The sequence below is a fragment of the Streptomyces sp. NPDC046727 genome, assembly GCF_040645635.1.
GTDB lineage: Bacteria > Actinomycetota > Actinomycetes > Streptomycetales > Streptomycetaceae > Streptomyces.
On record NZ_JBEYYR010000002.1, the window covers coordinates 257,302 to 276,108 of the forward strand.

Consider the following 18,807-nt stretch of genomic DNA (forward strand, 5'->3'; position numbering starts at 1 on the left):
TACCGGCCAGGCGAAGGCGTCTGGTGGTGGGTCGGCGCAGACCGGGATCCGCAGCCCCGGTGGGGCGGGCACGGGCTCGGCGCGGGTGGTTCGGACTGGTGACGCGACGGCTGACGGGTCCGGCAGCAGTGCCGGTACCGGGATCGACTACAGCTAGTCTCGGGGAGCGGGTTGATGGAGGACGAGAACGGGTCCGGCGATGTATGGCCAGGCGCCGAGGTGCGGGACAGCGGCGACGCCCGCGCGACGGACGGCGGCACCGCGATCACCGGAGTCAGCGCGGCGACGGCGGCTGGCGCGCCCGGCTCCGTCTCGGTCAGGGCGACAGGGGCGGCGTACGCCTCGCAAGGTGGGGTGGCAATCACTGGGTATGTGGCGGGAGACGTCCGTGTGACGCTGCCGTCCCTACAACCCCGCTCGGTGCAGGACTCCGTCCTGCCCGGCGAACGGCGCCCGCGCCTGTTCGGGCGCGAGGCGGAGATTTCCGCCGGCCTCAACGTGCTGCGGCGCGCGGACGGCGGCGGCCGGGTGGCGGTTGTGGCGACTGGGGCTCCTGGCATCGGGAAGAGCGACGTCGCCTTGCGCATGTCGCGGCTGGCCGCGGAGTGGTATCCGGATGGCCAGTTCCACATCAATCTCGCGCTGTCGACCGGCCCCACGGACCTTGTGTCGTCGATACTCCACGCGCTCTTTCCGCCCCAGCCTCCTCTGCCGGACCGCCGTGACCAGCAGCTGGCGCTGCTACGGACGACGCTCGCCGACAAGCGCGTCCTGCTGCTTGTCGACGACATCGTCTCGGAGAAGGCGCTCCTTGAGATCCTCTCCGTCGACGGCCCGTTCGCGCTGGTGGGGACCAGCCGCGTCAAGCTCAGCGGGCTCAGCGGCCTGGTTCACCTCATCGATCTCGGTCCACTGCCGGCCGCGCCCAGCGAGGAGCTCGTACGATCGGTCGCCGGCCCTGGCCGGCTGACCGGCGAGCAGACGGCCGCGCTGTCCGAGGCGTGCGCCGGTCATCCGCTCGCCCTGCACATCGCCGCAGCGCACCTGGCCCGCCGGCCCCGCGTGAACGCCGACCGCTACCTGTCCGAGATCACCAACGCCGACCGCAGCGTCAAGGCCCTCGTCGCTGGCCAGACCGCGCTACAGCCTGTGCTCCAGCAGAGCTTCGACGCGCTCGAACGCGACCAGGCACAGGTCTTCTCCGCGCTCGGCGTCCTGCCACACATGTCGTTCACCACCGATGTCGTCGCAGCGGCCATCACACAGCCTCCGCTGGACGAGGTCGACGACGACAACCTCACGCACACGGCCGCGCTCCTCGACTCGCTGGTCGAGCTCAGCCTCATCGAGCAGATCGACGACGACCGATTCGTGATGCACGAAATTCAGCACCGCTTCGCCCGGCTGACGTCCGCGCCGTGGTCGGGGACGCAACGGGCGGATGTCGTTCGTCACGCCTGTCTCGTCACAGCTGTCCGCGTGCGGTCGTCTACCGATGCGATCGGTTTCCTGGACGAGGAGGCGACAGTCCCCGCCGAAAGCAGTACCGAAGCGCTGCAGTCGCTGAACGCGGACCGTCCCGGCGCGGTCGCCCTCGTCGAGACGGCCCGGCAGTACGAAGCCTGGGACCACCTACTGCTTCTCGCCTTCGCGCTCACCGGGCACCTGCGGGTTGCCAGCCACTGGAAGGAGCTGGACCGCGTCTACCAGTGCGTACAGGAGGCCGGGGAGCTGGCCGGACACGCCAACTGGACGGCCACCGCGCTGTACAACCGGGCTGTGGTGGCCGGGCACCTCGGCGAGAGCCAGGGTGCGGCAGATCTGTACCACCGTTGCGCCGAAACGGCGCGCGCGGCCAAGGATGCCGAGCATCTGTTCATGGCGCAGCTCGGCCTGGGGACGCTGCTGATTAACCTGGGTCGGCCCCGCGACGCCGTAGAGTACCTGCGAAGTGGACTGCACTACTGGCGGACCGTCGGGCATCATCAGGCCCTCGCGTTCGCCCTAGGAAACCTGGGCCAGGCGTACCTTGCGGTCGGACAGACCCGCCGGGCCGAGAATTACCTGCGCAACAGCCGGGACCTGAGCCGAAGAAGCGGCTTTGGCGAGATGCTCGCCACCCGGTCGATCGCCAGACTGCTGAGCAGTACGGGCCGAGTGGCGGAGGCGGCGGAGGAGTCCGTCCGGGACATCGAACGGGCACGGGCCATCGGCAGCCGGGAGTGGGAGGCGCGGGCGCTGATGGACCTCGCGGCAGTCCCGGCCAGTGCCCGGCCGGAGTCGGCTCCGGCCGAGCCGCTCGAGGCCGCCCTGTCCATCCATCAGGAGACGGGTGACGTGCAGGGCCAGGTCCGGGCGTTGTTCCGACTCGGTGAGGATGCCGCGCACCGCGCTGACCTCGACCGGGCCGCGACGTACCTCGCGCAGTGCGCCGAGCTCGCCATCGGAATTGGCGACCATCAGCATGCGGCGCGCTCCCTGACCTATCTCGCCTCGTACAGTGGCGGCATCGGGCACCACGACACAGCGGAATCGCACTTCAAGGCCGCGTCGGACATGGCCCAGGAGTCCGGCAGCCCAGTTCTTCAGGCAGATGTCCTGCAGAAGCGAGCCCAGTTGCTATGGCACCGGGGGAGGATCGGAGACGCCGTCCGCCTGCTGACCGAAGCGGAGCAGTCTCTCGCCGCCACCGACGAGAGTCGGGCACTCGCCCAGGTGCGGGCAGCCCTGGGCGAAGCCCTGGTCGTTGCGGGGCAGTGGCAGGACGGCGCCCGCATGCTGCGGTCCGTAGTCTCCGACTTCTGCGACGCCGCCTCCCCCAGCACCCGGGCCCGGGCGATGCGCGCCTTGGCCGTCCTCCACTCGCGACGCGGCCTGCACACCGAAGCCCTGTCCGCGATCACCAAGGCACTCAGCGACTGCGAGCGGCACGACGACGTCGAAGGCGTCCTGCACTGCCGGATGGCACTGGGCAACATCCACGCACGGGCCGAGCGGTGGGCCGAAGCAGCCGACCAGTACGAACAGACCGCACGAGCCGCTGCCGAGCACAAAGATCTCCACGTCCTCCTCACCGCCCGCGCGCAAGCCGCGACCTGCATGCTGCAAACCGGCAACCAGGACGAAGCCGTCGCCCTGGTAACCAAGAACATCCCGCTCGCCGAAAAGCTCGGCATGAACACCGTGCTGACATCCCTGCACACCAACCTCGGCGCCTGCCACGCCAAGGCCGGTGACCACCCCGCCGCGGCCGCGTCCTTCCGAACGGCCCTGCAGATCAGCGAACGTCTCGACGACAGCCCCCTGCGGGCCACCTGCCTGTTCAACCTGGCCCGCGCAGAGAAGGTCCTCCATGCATCGGAGGCCGCGCGTTCCCGCGCCCGGCAGGCCTTCGCGCTCCACCAGGCGCTCGGCAACTGGTCGGAGGCAGGCGAGACCCTGGTCTTCCTGGGTGCACTCCACCATGAGACGGACCCGGACAGCACCGTGCCCAGCCCCGAGGAGCTCGTGAGCGGCTGCCCGGTCGACCTGCGCGTCCTCGAATCACTCCGAGCACGCGCCCTCCGGGACGGTCGCGACGACGCCGTGGTGCCGTCCCCGGCCCTGCCCCGGCTGCGCAGCGTGCGGATCTCCGACACCGTGCAGCAGGCGCTGGCCGCATTCGATCTGGAGTCCCTCACGCTTCGGTTCGCCACCTCCAGGCAGTACTGCACTATGTGCAATCTGATCATCGACGAGTCCAGCGAGGCCGAACTCCTCTACCTCCGCCACTCGGACGTCCATCACCCGATGCTCCGGCTCGCGCACTCCCACTGCCACCTCTCCGACGTGATCGAACTCACCGGCCCGGCCCCCGATCGCTCCCCGGATCGCTTCGACGCCGAATGCATCCTCTTAGGCGGCGACCGCGCCGGAATCGTCCTCGACTGCCACGGCGGCTGGGGAGCGATCAACGGCAGCCGCCGCATCGAGGACGTCATCCTCCGGCTCTTCCTGGAATCGGGCTTCACCAACCTGCGCACCCTGTACACCAATAATGGCGGCAAGCCCCTCGACCTCCGCGACCTGCCGCCCGTCCCCGGCCGGGACCTTCAAGCCCGCCTGGTCGACAACAAAATCACCCTCAGCAACCCCCACGGCGACCTCCTGCCGGGGCTGCCGCTCAACTTCCTACCTCACTGGTACGAGCGGGCCCACCATGGCTCGCTGATCGTCATCGCTGGCCGGAACCTTCCGGGTATGGTCGCGGACGACCCCACGTACCTCGAGCGCGCCATCCTCCTCGGGCAGGCTGTTGGCGCAGCAGTGCCGTTCACGGTGGTGCGGCCACGCAGGAATGCGCCGTGTCCATGCATGATGCGGCGGGGGCGGAAGTTCAAGCACTGCTGCAGTGGGCGGCAGGGGAGGGCGGTGTCGGCGAGCCGGGGGGTGATGTGACCGCCCGGCCATGATTAACCTCGTTGTCCGTTGTGATCGGCGACTGCGGCGAGTTTGATGCGGGCGTTCGCTGCGACCGGATGATCCTTGTCCCGCGCCCGCTAGCTGTCCCGCAGCGCCGCTCCAACAGCGGCACCGCCCACGCCAGATCACGCACCGACAGATAGGCGTAGGTAAGGGCGTTGCGCGAGGACAACGTATAGCGATGGTCCTCGCCCATGACATTCTCGAACACTCCCAAGACTCGACGGATATATGCCATAGCCGAGAAGGACACACCTTGGTAGGCAAGGAAGAGGCCGGAAGCAAGAAGAATTCCGGCGACACCGGCTTCGATGCCGCCCTCGGTGTGGTCGGCCAACGCGCCTATGTGGGCCAGAGGATCTCACTACACAGGCCATGTTTCAGAGGTACGCGGTGCGCGAGGCAGCACGTTTCTCAAATTGTTGATTGCCAGTTCGCGGGGCTCGTTGATGAGTTCCGAAGTGCGATGTCGATCGTCGGTGTCTGCAGTACGTACAACCTCTGCACGAGGCGCCTGGTCGTCTCGGAGCGGCCTATTCGTTGACGATTCCGGTGACGGCGCTGGAGCCGGGTCCGGCGGCCTCCGCGTCTCCGGTGTGCGCGACCTTCAACGGGCCAGGACGGCTACCGCCGGCGTTCCGGATTCCGGTGATCGCGCTGCTGCCGTCGCGAGCCGTCGCGTTGCCGGTGTCGATGGCCGTGTCGCCGACGGAGGCGGAGAGGGACTCAAGGAGCGCGCGCAACTCTGCTGCCGCACCGGACTGTTCGGTCCCCTCGAGGCGGTCCAGCAGGGCATCGAACCTTCCGGCCCAAAGCCCTTCCTGCCGCGCCCGCTCCGCGCCGGCATCGCCTGACGGTGCGGGCGTCAGGGCTTGCGCGGTGCGATCGAGCCGCACGAGCTCCACCCTCACGCGCTCGGCGTCACCGCGGCTGACCAACTCCGCGGCAAGACGCTGCGTCACGGGTCAGAACGGGGTGCCCACGGCCCGGACCACCGCCCGTCCGCCTTCTGTCGCCAGTGCCGTCAGCTCTTCAAACAGCATGCTCGCCCCCATTCGCGGCCGCACGTCGCAGGACAACCTCTCACGACTCACTCGTGTACACGTTCGGAATCGTCGAGAAGTTTCCGCGGTGACAGCGGCGAGGAGCGCGTGCTGCATCTCTGAACGGTCCCGCGGGTCCACAGCCTGACTCGCCCGCTGATCGTCCACAGCACCGGATCCAGCGCCCTCGGAGGGGTTAGGGGAAACGGGGCGAGCTGCCGAGTACATGAGGACGGGTTGCAGTTCGGTGTCTCGGGAGTGCCACAGACGCGCCCAAGTTGAAGTAGGGCGGCACGAGAAACAGGTCCCGGCCGCCGATGTGCGCGTTGCATGCGACGGGATCGTCGACTTTGAGGACCGGAGGACACCAGCGCACGCCGTCGGACAGGCCGCGCAGGGAGTCCGTCGATGCCGTCGTCGAGCAACTGGCAGCGCACATCCACCAGGTTGATGACGCCCACTACAGCGCCCCGGACGCCCGACCTGCCGACGCCTTCCGTGAGATTCGCCGGACACCCATCGCCATCGAGGCGGCCGAGCTCCAGCGTCTTTTCGAAGCCGACAAAATCAGCGACGCCACTCAGCGCGGATCCTGCACGAACTCGACCTCGAAGAAGCCAGCCCCCGCCCCTGCGACTGACTGAAGTTCGGTTTCACAGGTGGAAGTGCCCTTGCGCCACCACGACCGTATCGTCAGCCGTCAACTCGCCCCTCGGACACAGACAGGAACCCCATGGCCTCGGCCATGGGGTTCCTTCGTTTCCCCGTCGAAAAACCCGGTGCGCGTCGGCTGATCGTTTCCCTAGACTCGCCACGCACCGCGCGCCGCGTCGACACCACGGCGGCGCGCTTGATCATCCGTGACAGTCGAGGGGAGCCGGGCCGTGCGTGACCGTACCGCCGTCGTCGTTCCCCCTGCGCGGACCGAGGTGATCCTGGTGTCCTCGTCCGTCCGGTGCCCGCTGCGCGGCCGGCACCGGATGCCCGTGACGCCTCGCTGACCCCGGCGGCCCGCCCGGCACTCGTCCGGCCGCCGCCGTACCGCGTCCGCTCCACCCGGCCCACGGGGAATCGCGCTGCCCTGTTTCCGCACCGCTTCCCGAAAGGCACCGCGCCGTGCGCACGCACATCGACACCCTCACCGCCGTCCGCAACCTCGGCATCCTCGCCCACGTCGACGCCGGCAAGACCACCGTCACCGAGCGGATCCTGTACGCGACGGGCACCACCCACAAGCGGGGCGAGGTGCACGACGGCACCACCGTCACCGACTTCGACCCGCAGGAACGCGACCGTGGCATCACCATCTTCGCCGCAGCGGTGAGCTGTGCCTGGGACGGCCATCGCGTCAACCTCATCGACACCCCCGGCCACGTCGACTTCGCCGACGAGGTCGAGCGGTCGCTGCGCGTCCTCGACGGGGCGGTCGCCGTGTTCGACGCCGTCGCCGGGGTGGAACCGCAGAGTGAGTCGGTGTGGCGGCAGGCCGACCGGCACGGCGTCCCGAGGATCGCGTTCGTCAACAAGCTGGACCGCGCCGGCGCCGACCTGGACCGGGCCGTGGCCTCCATCCGGGACCGGCTGCATCCCGCGCCGCTGGTCGCGCAGTTGCCCATCGGCGCCGAGGACGGCTTCACCGGTGTGGTGGACCTGGTGCGGATGCGGTCCCTGGTGTGGATCGACGGGGAGGGTACGGCCGTGGAAGGGGCGGTGCCCGAGGAGCTGCGCGAGGAGGCGGCACGGCGGCGGCGCGCGCTGGAGGAGGCGGTGGCGGAACGGCATCCCGCCGCCCTGGAGGAGTTCTGCGACCGCGAGACGCTCTCGGCCGCCACCCTCACCACCGCCCTGCGCGACCTCACGCGCAGCGGAGACGGCGTGGTCGTGCTGTGCGGCTCGGCCTACCGCAACCGCGGCATCGAACCGCTGCTGGACGCGGTGGTCGCCTATCTGCCGTCGCCGCTCGACGTACCCGCCGTACGCGGTGTCCACGAGGGCGCCGGGCAGCGGCGGGCCGCCGATCCCGAAGCCCCCTTCGCGGGGCTCGTGTTCAAGGTGAACGCGGGCGCCACCGGGCGCCTGGCCTACGTGCGCGTCTACTCGGGCACGATCGAGAAGGGGAACACCGTGGCGGACCCGGGCGGCGGGCGCACCGAGCGGGTGGCGCGGATCCTGCGGGTCATGGCGGACCGGCACGTCCAGCTGGACCGGGCTGTCGCCGGTGACATCGTCGCGCTCGCGGGCGTCAAGTCGGCCCGGGCCGGCGCCACACTGTGCGACCCCGGCGCCCCGCTGCTGCTGGAACCGCCGGTGGCCGCGGAGCCCGTGGTGTCCGTGGCGGTCGAGGCCCGGCGCGGCACGGACACCGGACGGCTCGCGACGGCCCTCGCCCGGCTCGCCGAGGAGGACCCCTCGCTGGTGGTGCGCACCGATGCCGAGACCGGGCAGACCGTGCTGTCCGGCATGGGCGAACTCCATCTGGAGGTGGCCGTGGAGAAGATCCGCCGTGACGCGGGGCTCGAGGTCGGCGTGGGGCGCCCCCGGGTCGCCCACCGGGAGACCGTCGTCGCGGGCGTGCGCGGCTTCGTGTACCGGCACGTCAAACAGGACGGCGGGGCGGGGCAGTTCGCGCATGTCGTCCTCGACGTGGAACCGCTCGGCCCCGAACCGGGCGGCACCGGCTTCGAGTTCCGGTCCGCCGTGGTCGGCGGGCGGGTGCCGCAGGAGTACGTGCGCGCGGTCGAGGCCGGCTGCCGGGACGCGCTCGCCGAGGGACCGCTCGGCGGGCACCCGGTGACCGGGCTGCGCGTCACGCTCACCGACGGCTCCACGCATGTGAAGGACTCCTCCGACACGGCCTTCCGCACGGCGGGCCGGCTCGGCCTCCGCGAGGCCCTGCGGGCGTGCACGGCGGCGCTGCTCGAACCGGTCGCCGAGGTCACGGTGACCGTGGCGGAGGACGCCGTCGGCGGGGTCCTCGGCGACCTGGCCGCCCGGCGCGGCCGGGTCGGCGGCTCGGAGAGCCGCGGCGGCGCGGCCGTACTGACCGCGACCGTGCCGCTGGCCGAACTGTTCGGCTACGCCACGCGGCTGCGCAGCCGCACCCAGGGCCGGGGCACGTTCACCAGCCGGCCCGCCGGCTACGCGCCGGCACCGGCACCGACATCCGTCCGGTGACCGGTACGGCCCTCACCCCGAGCCACGACGGCTCGGGGTGAGGGCCGCTGCCACCGTCGTCGGCCGGTACACCCTGCCCGGCCTGCGCGCCGGCCGCTCCTCCCGGTCAGCCCTGTCGAATCCCTTGACGATCGCGCCCCGGACGGATTAACTCACGTCCTAAATTAAGTCATGAGTGCAATCCCTGAAGGGACACCGGGAGCCATGCGCAGCATCCGAGCCGCGGCCGTAGGCGCCGTCACCTTGTCTCTCGCTCTCGCGGCCACGGCCTGCGGGGGCGGATCGTCCACCGGCGGCGGGTCGAACGACTCACCGAAGACGCTGACGTACTGGGCCTCCAACCAGGGTGCGAGTGTCGCCGTGGACAAGAAGGTTCTCCAGCCCGAGCTCGACAAGTTCGAGAAGCAGACCGGCATCAAGGTGAAGCTGGAGGTCGTGCCCTGGTCGGATCTGCTCAACCGGATCCTGACCGCGACCACCTCGGGCCAGGGCCCGGACGTGCTGAACATCGGCAACACCTGGAGCGCCTCCCTGCAGGCGACCGGCGCACTGCTGCCGTGGGACGAGCAGAACTTCGCGAAGATCGGCGGCAGGGACCGGTTCGTGGACTCCGCGCTCGGCTCGACCGGCGTGCAGGGCAAGGACCCGGCGGCGGTGCCGCTGTACTCGATGGCGTACGCGCTCTACTACAACAAGGAGATCTTCGCCGACGCAGGGATCAGCAAGCCCCCGGCCACCTGGGACGAGCTGATCGCCGACGGCAAGAAGATCAAGGCCAAGGGCAAGTCCGTGCTCGGCGCCGAGGGTTCGAACCTGTCGGAGAACATCCACCACGTCTTCGTCTTCGCCAAGCAGCACGGCGCCGACTTCTTCACCGCCGACGGCAGGCCCGACTTCACCAGCCCCAAGGTGGTCGACGCCGTCAAGAGCTACGTCGACCTGATGGCCAAGGACAAGATCATCCCGACCGGCGACGCCGAGTACGCGCAGAACCAGTCCGTCAGCGACTTCGCCAAGGGCAAGCAGGCCATGCTGCTGTGGCAGTCGGCCGCCGCCAACCTCACGTCCCAGGGCATGAGCGAGGACGCGTACGGCATCGCCCCCGTGCCGGTGCGGTCCGGCACCCCCGGCCAGGGCGCCCAGGTCAACTCGATGGTCGCCGGCATCAACATCGCCGTCTTCAAGAACACCCACAACCTCGACGGCGCAACGAAGTTCGTGAAGTTCATGACCTCCGACGCCGAGCAGAAGGTCCTCAACACGGCCTACAGCACCGTCCCGCCGGTCAGGTCCGCGCAGGGCGACCCGGCCTTCGGCGCCCCCGACACCGCGGTGCTGAAGAACACCCTCGCCACGAGCGCGGCCGCGCTGCCGCAGGTGCCGTCCGAGTCGCAGTTCGAGACGGCGGTCGGCACGGCCGTCAAGGACCTGTTCGCCGACGCCGCCGCCGGGCGCGCCGTGACCGCCGACTCGGTCAAGGCGAAGCTGGAGAAGGCCCAGCAGCAGATGCCGGCGGCGTGACCGCGATGACGACCACCGCACTGAAGGAACCGGTGCGCGAGACATCCCCCGGTGCGGCGCGCGGAACACGCCGCCGCACCGGGCGGATCCGCCGTATCTCGCTGCCCTACCTGCTGCTCCTGCCCGCCCTGCTCCTCGAACTCCTCGTCCACCTGGTGCCGATGGTGATCGGCGTCGTGATGAGCTTCAAGGAACTCACCCAGTTCTACATCCGCGACTGGGGCACCGCGCCCTGGAACGGCCTCGGCAACTACCGGGTGTCGGTGGACTTCGACGCCCCCGTCGGCAGGGCGCTGCTGCACTCGTTCGGCGTCACCGTCGGCTTCACCCTGCTCTCGGTCGGCCTGTGCTGGCTGATCGGCACGGCCGCCGCGGTCTTCATGCAGGACACCTTCCGCGGGCGCGGCCTGCTGCGCGCCCTGTTCCTGGTGCCGTACGCGCTGCCCGTCTACACGGCCGTCATCACCTGGGTGTTCATGTTCCAGCACGACAACGGCCTGGTGAACCACGTCCTGCACGACCAGCTGCACCTCACCGACGAACGGTCCTTCTGGCTCATCGGCGACAACAGCTTCTACGCCCTGCTGACCGTGTCGGTGTGGAAGGGCTGGCCGTTCGCCTTCCTCATCGTGACGGCCGGCCTGCAGAACATCCCCCGGGAGCTGTACGAGGCCGCCTCGCTGGACGGCGCCGGGATGTGGCAGCAGATCCGCCGCATCACCCTGCCGTCGCTGCGCCCGGTCAACCAGGTGCTCGTCCTGGTGCTGTTCCTGTGGACGTTCAACGACTTCAACACGCCGTACGTGCTGTTCGGCAAGTCCGCCCCCGAGGCCGCCGACCTCATCTCGGTGCACATCTACCAGTCCTCCTTCGTCACCTGGAACTTCGGCACCGGCTCGGCCATGTCCGTCCTGCTGCTGCTCTTCCTGCTCGTCGTGACGGGCGGATACCTGCTGTTCACCTCGCGCGGACGGAGGGCCGCCGATGTCTAGCACCGACTCGCCGATGGCGCCGCCGCGTTCCTTCGTGTGGTCGCGGCGGGTGTTCCTCACCCTGCTCGCCGGCTTCGTACTGATCCCGGTGTACGTGATGGTCTCCAGCTCGCTGAAGCCGCTCGCCGACGTCACCGGCGAGTTCCGCTGGCTGCCCAGCGGTCTGACCGTCCGCCCGTACATCGACATCTGGTCGACCGTGCCGCTCGCGAAGTACTTCGTGAACTCGCTGGTCGTGGCGGGCGCGGCCACCGTCTGCTCGGTGGTCATCGCGGTGTTCGCCGCCTACGCCGTCAGCCGCTACGACTTCCGCGGCAAGCGCGTCTTCACGGTCACCGTGCTGTCGACGCAGATGCTCCCGGGCATCCTCTTCCTCCTCCCGCTCTTCCTGATCTACGTCAACATCGGCAACGCCACCGGCATCGCCCTGTTCGGCTCCCGCGGCGGGCTGATCCTGACGTACCTCACCTTCTCGCTGCCGTTCTCCATCTGGATGCTGATCGGCTACTTCGACTCGGTGCCGCGGGACCTGGACGAGGCGGCGCTCGTGGACGGCTGCGGGCCGCTGAAGGCGCTGCTCAGGATCGTCGTACCGGCCGCCGTCCCCGGCATCGTCGCGGTCGCCGTCTACGCCTTCATGACCGCCTGGGGCGAGGTGCTCTTCGCGTCGGTCATGACCAACGACACCACCCGCACCCTCGCCGTCGGTCTCCAGGGCTACTCCACCCTCAACGACGTCTACTGGAACCAGATCATGGCCGCCTCGCTGGTCGTCAGCGTGCCCGTGGTGGCCGGCTTCCTGCTGCTGCAGCGCTATCTCGTCGCAGGTCTGACGGCGGGCGCCGTCAAGTGACCCGCACCCCTGATCCCGAAGGGACTTCCGTGTCCGAACCCATCGACCTCGCCGCCCTCCCGCACGACTTCCTGTGGGGCACGGCCACAGCGGCGTACCAGATCGAGGGAGCCGTCGCCGAGGACGGCCGCGCGCCCTCGATCTGGGACACCTTCTCCCACACCCCGGGGAAGATCGCGAACGACGACAACGGCGACGTCGCCTGCGACCACTACCACCGCTGGCCCGAGGACATCGCCCTGATGCGGCGGCTCGGCGTCAACGCCTACCGGCTGTCGGTGGCCTGGCCCCGTGTGATGCCCGGCGGGACCGGCCCGGTGAACCCCAAGGGGCTCGCCTTCTACGACGCGCTCGTGGACGCCCTGCTGGAGGAGGGCATCACCCCGTCCGTCACCCTCTACCACTGGGACCTGCCGCAGGCGCTCCAGGACCGCGGCGGCTGGCCGGAGCGGGACACCGCCCTCGCGTTCGCCGACTACGCCGAGGTTGTCGCGGCCCGCCTCGGCGACCGCGTCAAGCTCTGGGCCACCCTCAACGAGCCCTCCTGCTCGGCCTGGATCGGCCATCTGGAGGGCACGATGGCGCCCGGCTGGACCGACCTCACCGCCGCCGTCCGCGCCTCCTGCCATCTGCTCCTCGGTCACGGCCTCGCCACCCAGGCGGTCCGCTCCGCCGCCCCGGGCGCGCAGGTCGGCATCGTCAACAACCTCTCCACCGTGCACCCGGCCACCGACCGCCCCGAGGACGTGGCGGCGGCCCGCCGGCACGACGGCCATGTCAACCGCTGGTGGCTCGACCCGGTGCACGGCCGCGGCTTCCCCGCCGACATGGTGGAGACCTACGGCGTCGAACTGCCCGTCGGCGACGCCGACCTGGCGACCATCGCCGCCCCGCTCGACTGGCTGGGCCTGAACTACTACTTCCCGGCGTACATCGCCGACGACCCCGACGGGCCTGCGCCGTACGCCCGTTCCGTCCGGCGCGCGGGCGTCCCGCGCACCGGCATGGACTGGGAGATCGACGCGTCCGGCATCGAGACGTTGCTGCTCCGGCTCACCGAGGAGTACGGCGCCCGGAAGCTGTACGTCACCGAGAACGGCTCGGCCTTCCCGGACGTGGTCCGCCCCGACGGCAGCGTCGACGACCCCGAGCGCCAGGACTACCTGGAGCACCACCTCGCCGCCTGCGCCTCGGCCGCCCGCAGGGGAGCCCCGCTGGCCGGCTACTTCGCCTGGTCGCTGCTGGACAACTTCGAGTGGGCGTACGGCTACGACAAGCGCTTCGGCCTGGTCCACGTCGACTACCGCACCCAGGTCCGCACGATCAAGGGCACCGGCCGCCGGTACGCGGACATCGTCCGGGTCCACCGCGGCCAGACCCGCCGGGCCGCCTGAGCCCGGCCCGGACGGCCGGTGGGCACGCGTGGGAGCCCGTGCCCACCGGCCGGCACCACCCCTGGGACTGTCATGTACTTGACATATCTCGGCCAGTGCACCCCTCCACCCCACAAGGAGAGCCGCATGCCCCTCCGTGTCTCCCGCATCCCCCGCACCCTGCTCGCCGCCCTGTCCGCCACGGCCCTGCTGTCCGCGGGCCCGGTCCTGGCCGCCCCCGCCACCGCGGCCCCGGCGGCCGTCGGCTGGGACACCGACCGCGCGGCCGCCGCCTACGCGGCCGACCCGGCCGCCGTCACCGCCTCCGGCAGCGAGAACGCCGGCCTGGCCGCCAACCTCGCCGTCGACGGCAACGGCTCCACCCGCTGGTCCAGCGACTTCGCCGACAACGCCTGGATCCGCGTCGACCTCGGCTCCGTGATCCGCGTCGACCGGGTCGTCCTCGACTGGGAGGCCGCGTACGGCAAGCGGTACGTCCTGGAGGTCTCGAAGAACGGCACCGACTGGACGCCCTTCTACACCGAGACCGACGGCACCGGCGGCTCGGTCACCGCGCACACCTATCCGCAGGAGGTCACCGGCCGCTACGTCCGCATGCGCGGCCTGGAACGCGCCACGCCCTACGGCTACTCGCTGTGGAGCTTCAAGGTCTACGGCGGCGAGCCGGCCGCCGCCTCCACGACCCGCACCAACCTGGCGCTGAACCACCCCGCGTACGCGAACTTCTACCAGCACGCCGGGAACTCACCGGCGTTCGTGACCGACGGCGGATGGCCCGCCGACCTGAAGGCGGACACCACCCGCTGGTCCAGCGACTGGAACGCGGACCGCTGGGTGTCCGTCGACCTCGGCGCGCAGTCCACCATCGACACGGTGGACCTGTACTGGGAGTCGGCCTACGCCGTCGACTACCTCCTCCAGGTGTCCGACGACAACCGCACCTGGCGCACGGTCCACGAGCCGTCGGCCGCCGACATCGCCGCCCGCCGCGCCAACGTCAAGTCGCCGTCCGAGGCGACCGGCGTGCACGACACGGTGAAGCTGCCCTCGCCCGCGACCGGCCGCTACGTCCGCATGCTCGGCAAGGAACGCCGCTCCTTCTACAACCCGGCACCCGCCACCGCCCAGTTCGGCTACTCCCTCTACGAGTTCCAGGTGTGGGGCACCGGCGGCAGCGCCTCCGCCGCCTACCCGGCCCTCCCCGCGGACCGGTCGGGCACCTATCGCACCACCTTCTTCGACGACTTCACCGGCGCGGGCCTCGACCGCTCCAAGTGGCGGGTCGTGCGCACCGGCACGGAGATGGGCCCGGTCAACGGCGAGTCCCAGGCGTACGTCGACTCCGCCGACAACATCAGCACCCGGAACGGCAGCCTGATCCTCAAGGCGAAGTACTGCAAGGGCTGCACCCGGGCGGGCGGCGGCACCTACGACCTCACCTCGGGCCGCATCGACACCCACACCCACGTCGACTTCACCTACGGCAAGGTCAGCGCCCGGATGAAACTGCCGGTCGGCGACGGGTTCTGGCCGGCGTTCTGGCTGCTCGGCAGCAACGTCGACGACCCCTCCGTCTCCTGGCCGGCCTCCGGCGAGACCGACATCATGGAGAACATCGGCTACCCGGACTGGACCAGCTCGGCCCTGCACGGCCCCGGCTACTCGGCCGACGGCAACATCGGCGCCCGCCAGACCTATCCGTCCGGCGGCACGGCCGACCAGTGGCACACCTACGCCGTCGAGTGGACCCCCACGGCGATGCGCTTCTCCGTCGACGACCGCCTGGTCCAGGAGACGACCCGCAACAAGCTGGAGTCCACCCGCGGCCAGTGGGTCTACGACCACGACCAGTACGTGATCCTCAACCTCGCCCTCGGCGGCGCCTACCCGGCCGGCTGGAACAAGGTCACCACCCCCTACTGGGGCCTGCCGCAGTCCAGCGTCGACAAAGTCGCGGCCCAGGGGGCGCAGGCCGAGATCGACTGGGTGCGGGTCGAGCAGAAGAGCTGACCCGGCCACCCCGTTCCGGAACCGGGCGATACGGTGGCGCGCGGTATCGGGGAGAGCGGGGAAGGAAGGCCGAAGTGGTCGGGCAGCGGGATCCGGACAGGGAGCAGCGGCGGAAGGCCCGGCGCACGCAGTCCCGGGTGCGGGGCCTGATGCTCGGGCTGGCCCTCGGGGACACGCTGGGCTCGGCCCGGGGCCGCCCGCCGGCCACCGGACCGCTGCGCGCCGGCGTCAGCACCCAACTGGCGTGCTTCACCGCCGAGGGCGTCGTCCGCGCCATGGTCCGCGGCCGGCACAAGGGCGTCTGCCATCCCCCGGGCGTCGTCCTGCACGCCTACTGCCGGTGGGCGGCCCTGCAGGGCATCGAAGGGGAGCGGATGCGGCGCCGCTGGGTCTCCTGCCCGAGCGACAAGGCGTGGCCGGACGGCTGGCTCGCGGGCGTGCCCGTGCTGGCCGAGCGGCGCGGCAGCGCTCCGGCGACCGTGACGGCCCTGTCCCGGATCGAGGACCCGCACAGCCGGATCGCCACGCCGAGCCGGGGCGCCCACGCCCTCACCCGGACCCTGCCCGTCGCGGTCGCCGGACCCCAGTGGGCGCCGCAGGCCGGGGAGTTCGCCGGGATCACCCACGGGGACGAGGACGCGCGGTCCGCCGCCGTGCAGGGGGCCGTACTGCTGCACCACGCTCTGACCGCACCCCTGCCCGACAGCCCCGGCGAGCCCGGCGACCGCATCGCGCGCGAGGCCCTGGAGGCAGGCATCGACGCCCTGCGGTCCGGGCGCCACGCGGTCTCCGGCGACGAGCACGAGCGGCTGCTGACGGCGTTCCGGTACGCCGTCGACCGGCCCGCGGAGCCGGCCCTGCTGGCCCGGCTCGCCCCGGACGCGACCGCGCCGTCGGCGCTGCTGGGCGGACTCTACGCGGCGGCCTCGTTCCCCGGCCGGGACCGGTTCCGGGCCGCGCTGGATTTCGCGGCGGGCGCGCCGGACGGCGACTCCGTGGCCTGCGTGACCGGGGCGCTGCTCGGCGCGGTGCACGGTGCCGACGCGCTGCCCGTGGACCTGGTGAGCCGGCACGAACTGGCCTGGGTGCTCGACACGCTGGCCCGCGATCTGCTGGCCCAGATCGACGACTCGCCCAGCGGCAGCGAGTACATCAAGGGCTGGGACCCGCACTGGTGGGACCGCTACCCCGGCTGGTGAGCCGCCCGCATCAGCCGCTTCGCCCTTCCTGCATATCATGTGCAAGTGCGAAACTATTGCATCAGGACGGCCACCCCCGACGACCTCGACGGCGCCCGCTCCGTCATGCTCGACACCGTCTACCGGGACTTCGGAACCGGGTACGTGCCCCGCTGGCATGCCGACATCGTGGATCCGGCCGCCGCCTACCTGGCCTCCGACCGCCATGCGCTCCTCGTCGCCGTCGACACGGACGGGCAGGTCATCGGCACCGGGGCCGTCGACGCGCGGGGGCCGGGGTGGCCGCCGAACCCGCGCTGGCTGGCCGAGCGGTACCCGTCCGGGCGGACCGCACAGCTGCGCCGGGTGTACGTCCGCCCCGAGCACCGGCGCCGCGGTATCGCACGCGAACTCGTGGCGCGGCTCCTGGACTTCGCCGCCGCGGACGGCGGCTATCGCTCCGTGTACCTGCACACCGATCCCGCGGTGCCCGGCGCCGAGCCCTTCTGGCGGTCGCTGGGCACGGTCGTGCACGACGAGCGTCAGGGCGCCGGGGGCGGGCAGGGCATCGTGCACTTCGAGCTTCCGCTGGGGCGGGCGGCTGCTTGTTGGAAATGATTGTCATGTAATCTAAGGCTCGCCCGCTCCCGAACTCTGCCCGGACCCACCCGAACTGAGGACCATGCCCGCCCCGCGCCCTCCCCGACTGCTGGCCGCCCTGCTCGTCACGCCCCTCCTCGCGGGGTGCTTCGCCCCCGGATCCGGTGCGGGATCCGGCGACCCCGCCGGCGGCTCCCGGCTCCGGGTCGCCCTCGCCTTCCCGCCCGCCGAGCGACTCTCCCCGTACGGCGCGGACGCCACCATCCTCAGCCGGCTCGGCGTCACCGAAGGCCTGACCGCGCTCGACGGCAACGGCGCCGCCGCCCCGGCCCTCGCCTCGTCCTGGCATCAGGAGGGCGACCGCAGCTGGCAGTTCACCCTGCGCGAGGCCACCTTCCAGGACGGCTCCGAGGTCACCGCCCAGGCCGTCGCCGCCTCGCTCACCCGGGCCGCCCACGCCAGGCCCGCCCCGGCCGCCCTGTCCGGCCCCGCCCTCACCGCCGAAGCCGTGGACCCGCACCGGATACGCGTCACCACCGGCCGGCCCGACCCCATCCTGCCGCTCCGGCTGTCCAGCCCGAGCCTCGCCGTGCTGTCCCCGAAGGCGTACCGGCACAAGGACCGCGTCGACCCGGTCGGCACCGGAACCGGCCCCTTCGAGCTGAAGAAGGTCACCGGCAGCTCGTCCGCGACCCTCGACCGGTACGACGGCTACTGGGACGGCCGCGCCCAGGCCGCCGGCATCGACGTCCGCTTCGTCGCCGACGGCACCGCCCGCACCAACGCCCTGCGCAGCGGCGACACCGACATCGCCGAAGCCGTGCCCGTCGCGCAGGCCGCCACGCTCCAGCAGGGCACCCGGCGCGAGACCGCCACCACCCGCACGACCAGCCTGCTGCTCAACTTCCGCTCCGGGCCGTTCCGGGACGCCGGGCTGCGCGCCGCCGCCCGCGCCGCCGTCGACACCTCCGGCCTCGCCAAGGGCGTGTACGAGGGGCACGCCGACCGCGGGGAGGGGATCTACGGCCCCGCCGTCACCTGGGCCGAGGGCCGGCACATCGAGCCGGCCGGCCGGGCCGCGCCCAAGAAGCCCGGCGGGGTCTCCGTCACCCTCGCCACCTACGACAACCGGCCCGAACTCCCCGAAGCCGCCCAGGTGCTGAAGCAGCAGCTGGAGCGGGCCGGGTTCCGCGTCACCCTCGTCGTACGCGAGTACTCGCGGCTGGAGAGCGACGCGCTCGCCGGGAAGTTCGACGCGTTCGTGCTCGCCCGCAACAGCCTCGTCGACACCGGCGACCCCGTCGCCGTCCTCGCCGGCGACTACACCTGCGACGGCGGCTACAACCTGGCCCGGCTGTGCGACAAGGGCGTCGACCGGGCCGTGGCCGCCGCCGAGCGCACCGCCGGCACCGCCGAGCGACAGCACGCCGCGCTGCGCGCCGAGGCCGAGATCCTCGGCACCGACGCCGTCGTACCGCTGGTCCACCAGCGCGTCATCACCGGCGTCGGCCGCTCCGTCAAGGGTGTGCTGCTCGACCCCTACGAGCGCACCCTCATCGGCACCGGCACCCGGCGCTGACC

11 protein-coding genes are annotated in these 18,807 nt (G+C 71.2%); 10 read left to right on the top strand and 1 reads right to left on the bottom strand.

The genetic code is table 11. The features are described from left to right. Positions 1-174 precede the first annotated feature (174 nt). Positions 175-4,437 (top strand): tetratricopeptide repeat protein, encoded by a 4,263-nt coding sequence (locus ABZ937_RS03310; RefSeq protein WP_361685117.1) that lies wholly within the window; start codon positions 175-177, stop codon positions 4,435-4,437. Positions 4,438-4,994: 557 nt separating this feature from the next. On the opposite strand, the gene ABZ937_RS03315 is transcribed toward ABZ937_RS03310, so the two are convergent. Beyond that, positions 4,995-5,423, bottom strand: coding sequence for a hypothetical protein (locus ABZ937_RS03315; RefSeq protein ID WP_361685119.1), 429 nt, complete (start codon positions 5,421-5,423; stop codon positions 4,995-4,997). A 1,197-nt stretch (positions 5,424-6,620) separates the two neighbouring features. On the opposite strand from ABZ937_RS03315, the gene fusA reads away from it, so the two are divergent. From fusA to ABZ937_RS03360, 9 genes are all read left to right on the top strand, one after another. After that, entirely contained in the window at positions 6,621-8,678 is a 2,058-nt protein-coding gene (gene fusA, locus ABZ937_RS03320; protein ID WP_361685121.1) for an elongation factor G, read from the top strand. Between the two features lie 204 nt (positions 8,679-8,882). After that, complete coding sequence (locus tag ABZ937_RS03325; protein ID WP_361685123.1) at positions 8,883-10,199, top strand: sugar ABC transporter substrate-binding protein; 1,317 nt, start codon at positions 8,883-8,885, stop codon at positions 10,197-10,199. A 5-nt stretch (positions 10,200-10,204) separates the two neighbouring features. Then, positions 10,205-11,191, top strand: a complete 987-nt coding sequence (locus ABZ937_RS03330) for a sugar ABC transporter permease (RefSeq protein ID WP_361685421.1) — start codon at positions 10,205-10,207, stop codon at positions 11,189-11,191. Positions 11,192-11,204: 13 nt separating this feature from the next. Beyond that, the gene (locus ABZ937_RS03335) at positions 11,205-12,044 is read left to right on the top strand and encodes a carbohydrate ABC transporter permease (protein ID WP_361685423.1); all 840 of its coding nucleotides are present in this window, start codon (positions 11,205-11,207) and stop codon (positions 12,042-12,044) included. 29 nt (positions 12,045-12,073) lie between these two features. Then, entirely contained in the window at positions 12,074-13,438 is a 1,365-nt protein-coding gene (locus ABZ937_RS03340; RefSeq protein ID WP_361685125.1) for a GH1 family beta-glucosidase, read from the top strand. A 126-nt stretch (positions 13,439-13,564) separates the two neighbouring features. Next, the gene (locus ABZ937_RS03345; protein ID WP_361685127.1) at positions 13,565-15,448 is read left to right on the top strand and encodes a discoidin domain-containing protein; all 1,884 of its coding nucleotides are present in this window, start codon (positions 13,565-13,567) and stop codon (positions 15,446-15,448) included. A 74-nt stretch (positions 15,449-15,522) separates the two neighbouring features. Next, positions 15,523-16,647: an ADP-ribosylglycohydrolase family protein gene (locus ABZ937_RS03350; protein WP_361685129.1), complete on the top strand. Its 1,125-nt coding sequence runs from the start codon at positions 15,523-15,525 to the stop codon at positions 16,645-16,647. A 45-nt stretch (positions 16,648-16,692) separates the two neighbouring features. Continuing rightward, on the top strand, positions 16,693-17,244 hold the full coding sequence (locus tag ABZ937_RS03355; protein WP_361685131.1) for a GNAT family N-acetyltransferase: 552 nt from the start codon (positions 16,693-16,695) through the stop codon (positions 17,242-17,244). Positions 17,245-17,308: 64 nt separating this feature from the next. Next, positions 17,309-18,805 (top strand): ABC transporter substrate-binding protein, encoded by a 1,497-nt coding sequence (locus ABZ937_RS03360; RefSeq protein ID WP_361685133.1) that lies wholly within the window; start codon positions 17,309-17,311, stop codon positions 18,803-18,805. Positions 18,806-18,807 lie beyond the last annotated feature (2 nt).

Bases quoted from the DNA above. Each gene is read 5' to 3' on its own strand.
- ABZ937_RS03360 (WP_361685133.1), top strand. From the start codon at position 17,309: ATGCCCGCCCCGCGCCCTCCCCGACTGCTGGCCGCCCTGCTCGTCACG.
- ABZ937_RS03325 (WP_361685123.1), top strand. From the start codon at position 8,883: ATGCGCAGCATCCGAGCCGCGGCCGTAGGCGCCGTCACCTTGTCTCTC.
- ABZ937_RS03335 (WP_361685423.1), top strand. From the start codon at position 11,205: ATGGCGCCGCCGCGTTCCTTCGTGTGGTCGCGGCGGGTGTTCCTCACC.
- ABZ937_RS03330 (WP_361685421.1), top strand. From the start codon at position 10,205: ATGACGACCACCGCACTGAAGGAACCGGTGCGCGAGACATCCCCCGGT.
- ABZ937_RS03345 (WP_361685127.1), top strand. From the start codon at position 13,565: ATGCCCCTCCGTGTCTCCCGCATCCCCCGCACCCTGCTCGCCGCCCTG.
- ABZ937_RS03310 (WP_361685117.1), top strand. From the start codon at position 175: ATGGAGGACGAGAACGGGTCCGGCGATGTATGGCCAGGCGCCGAGGTG.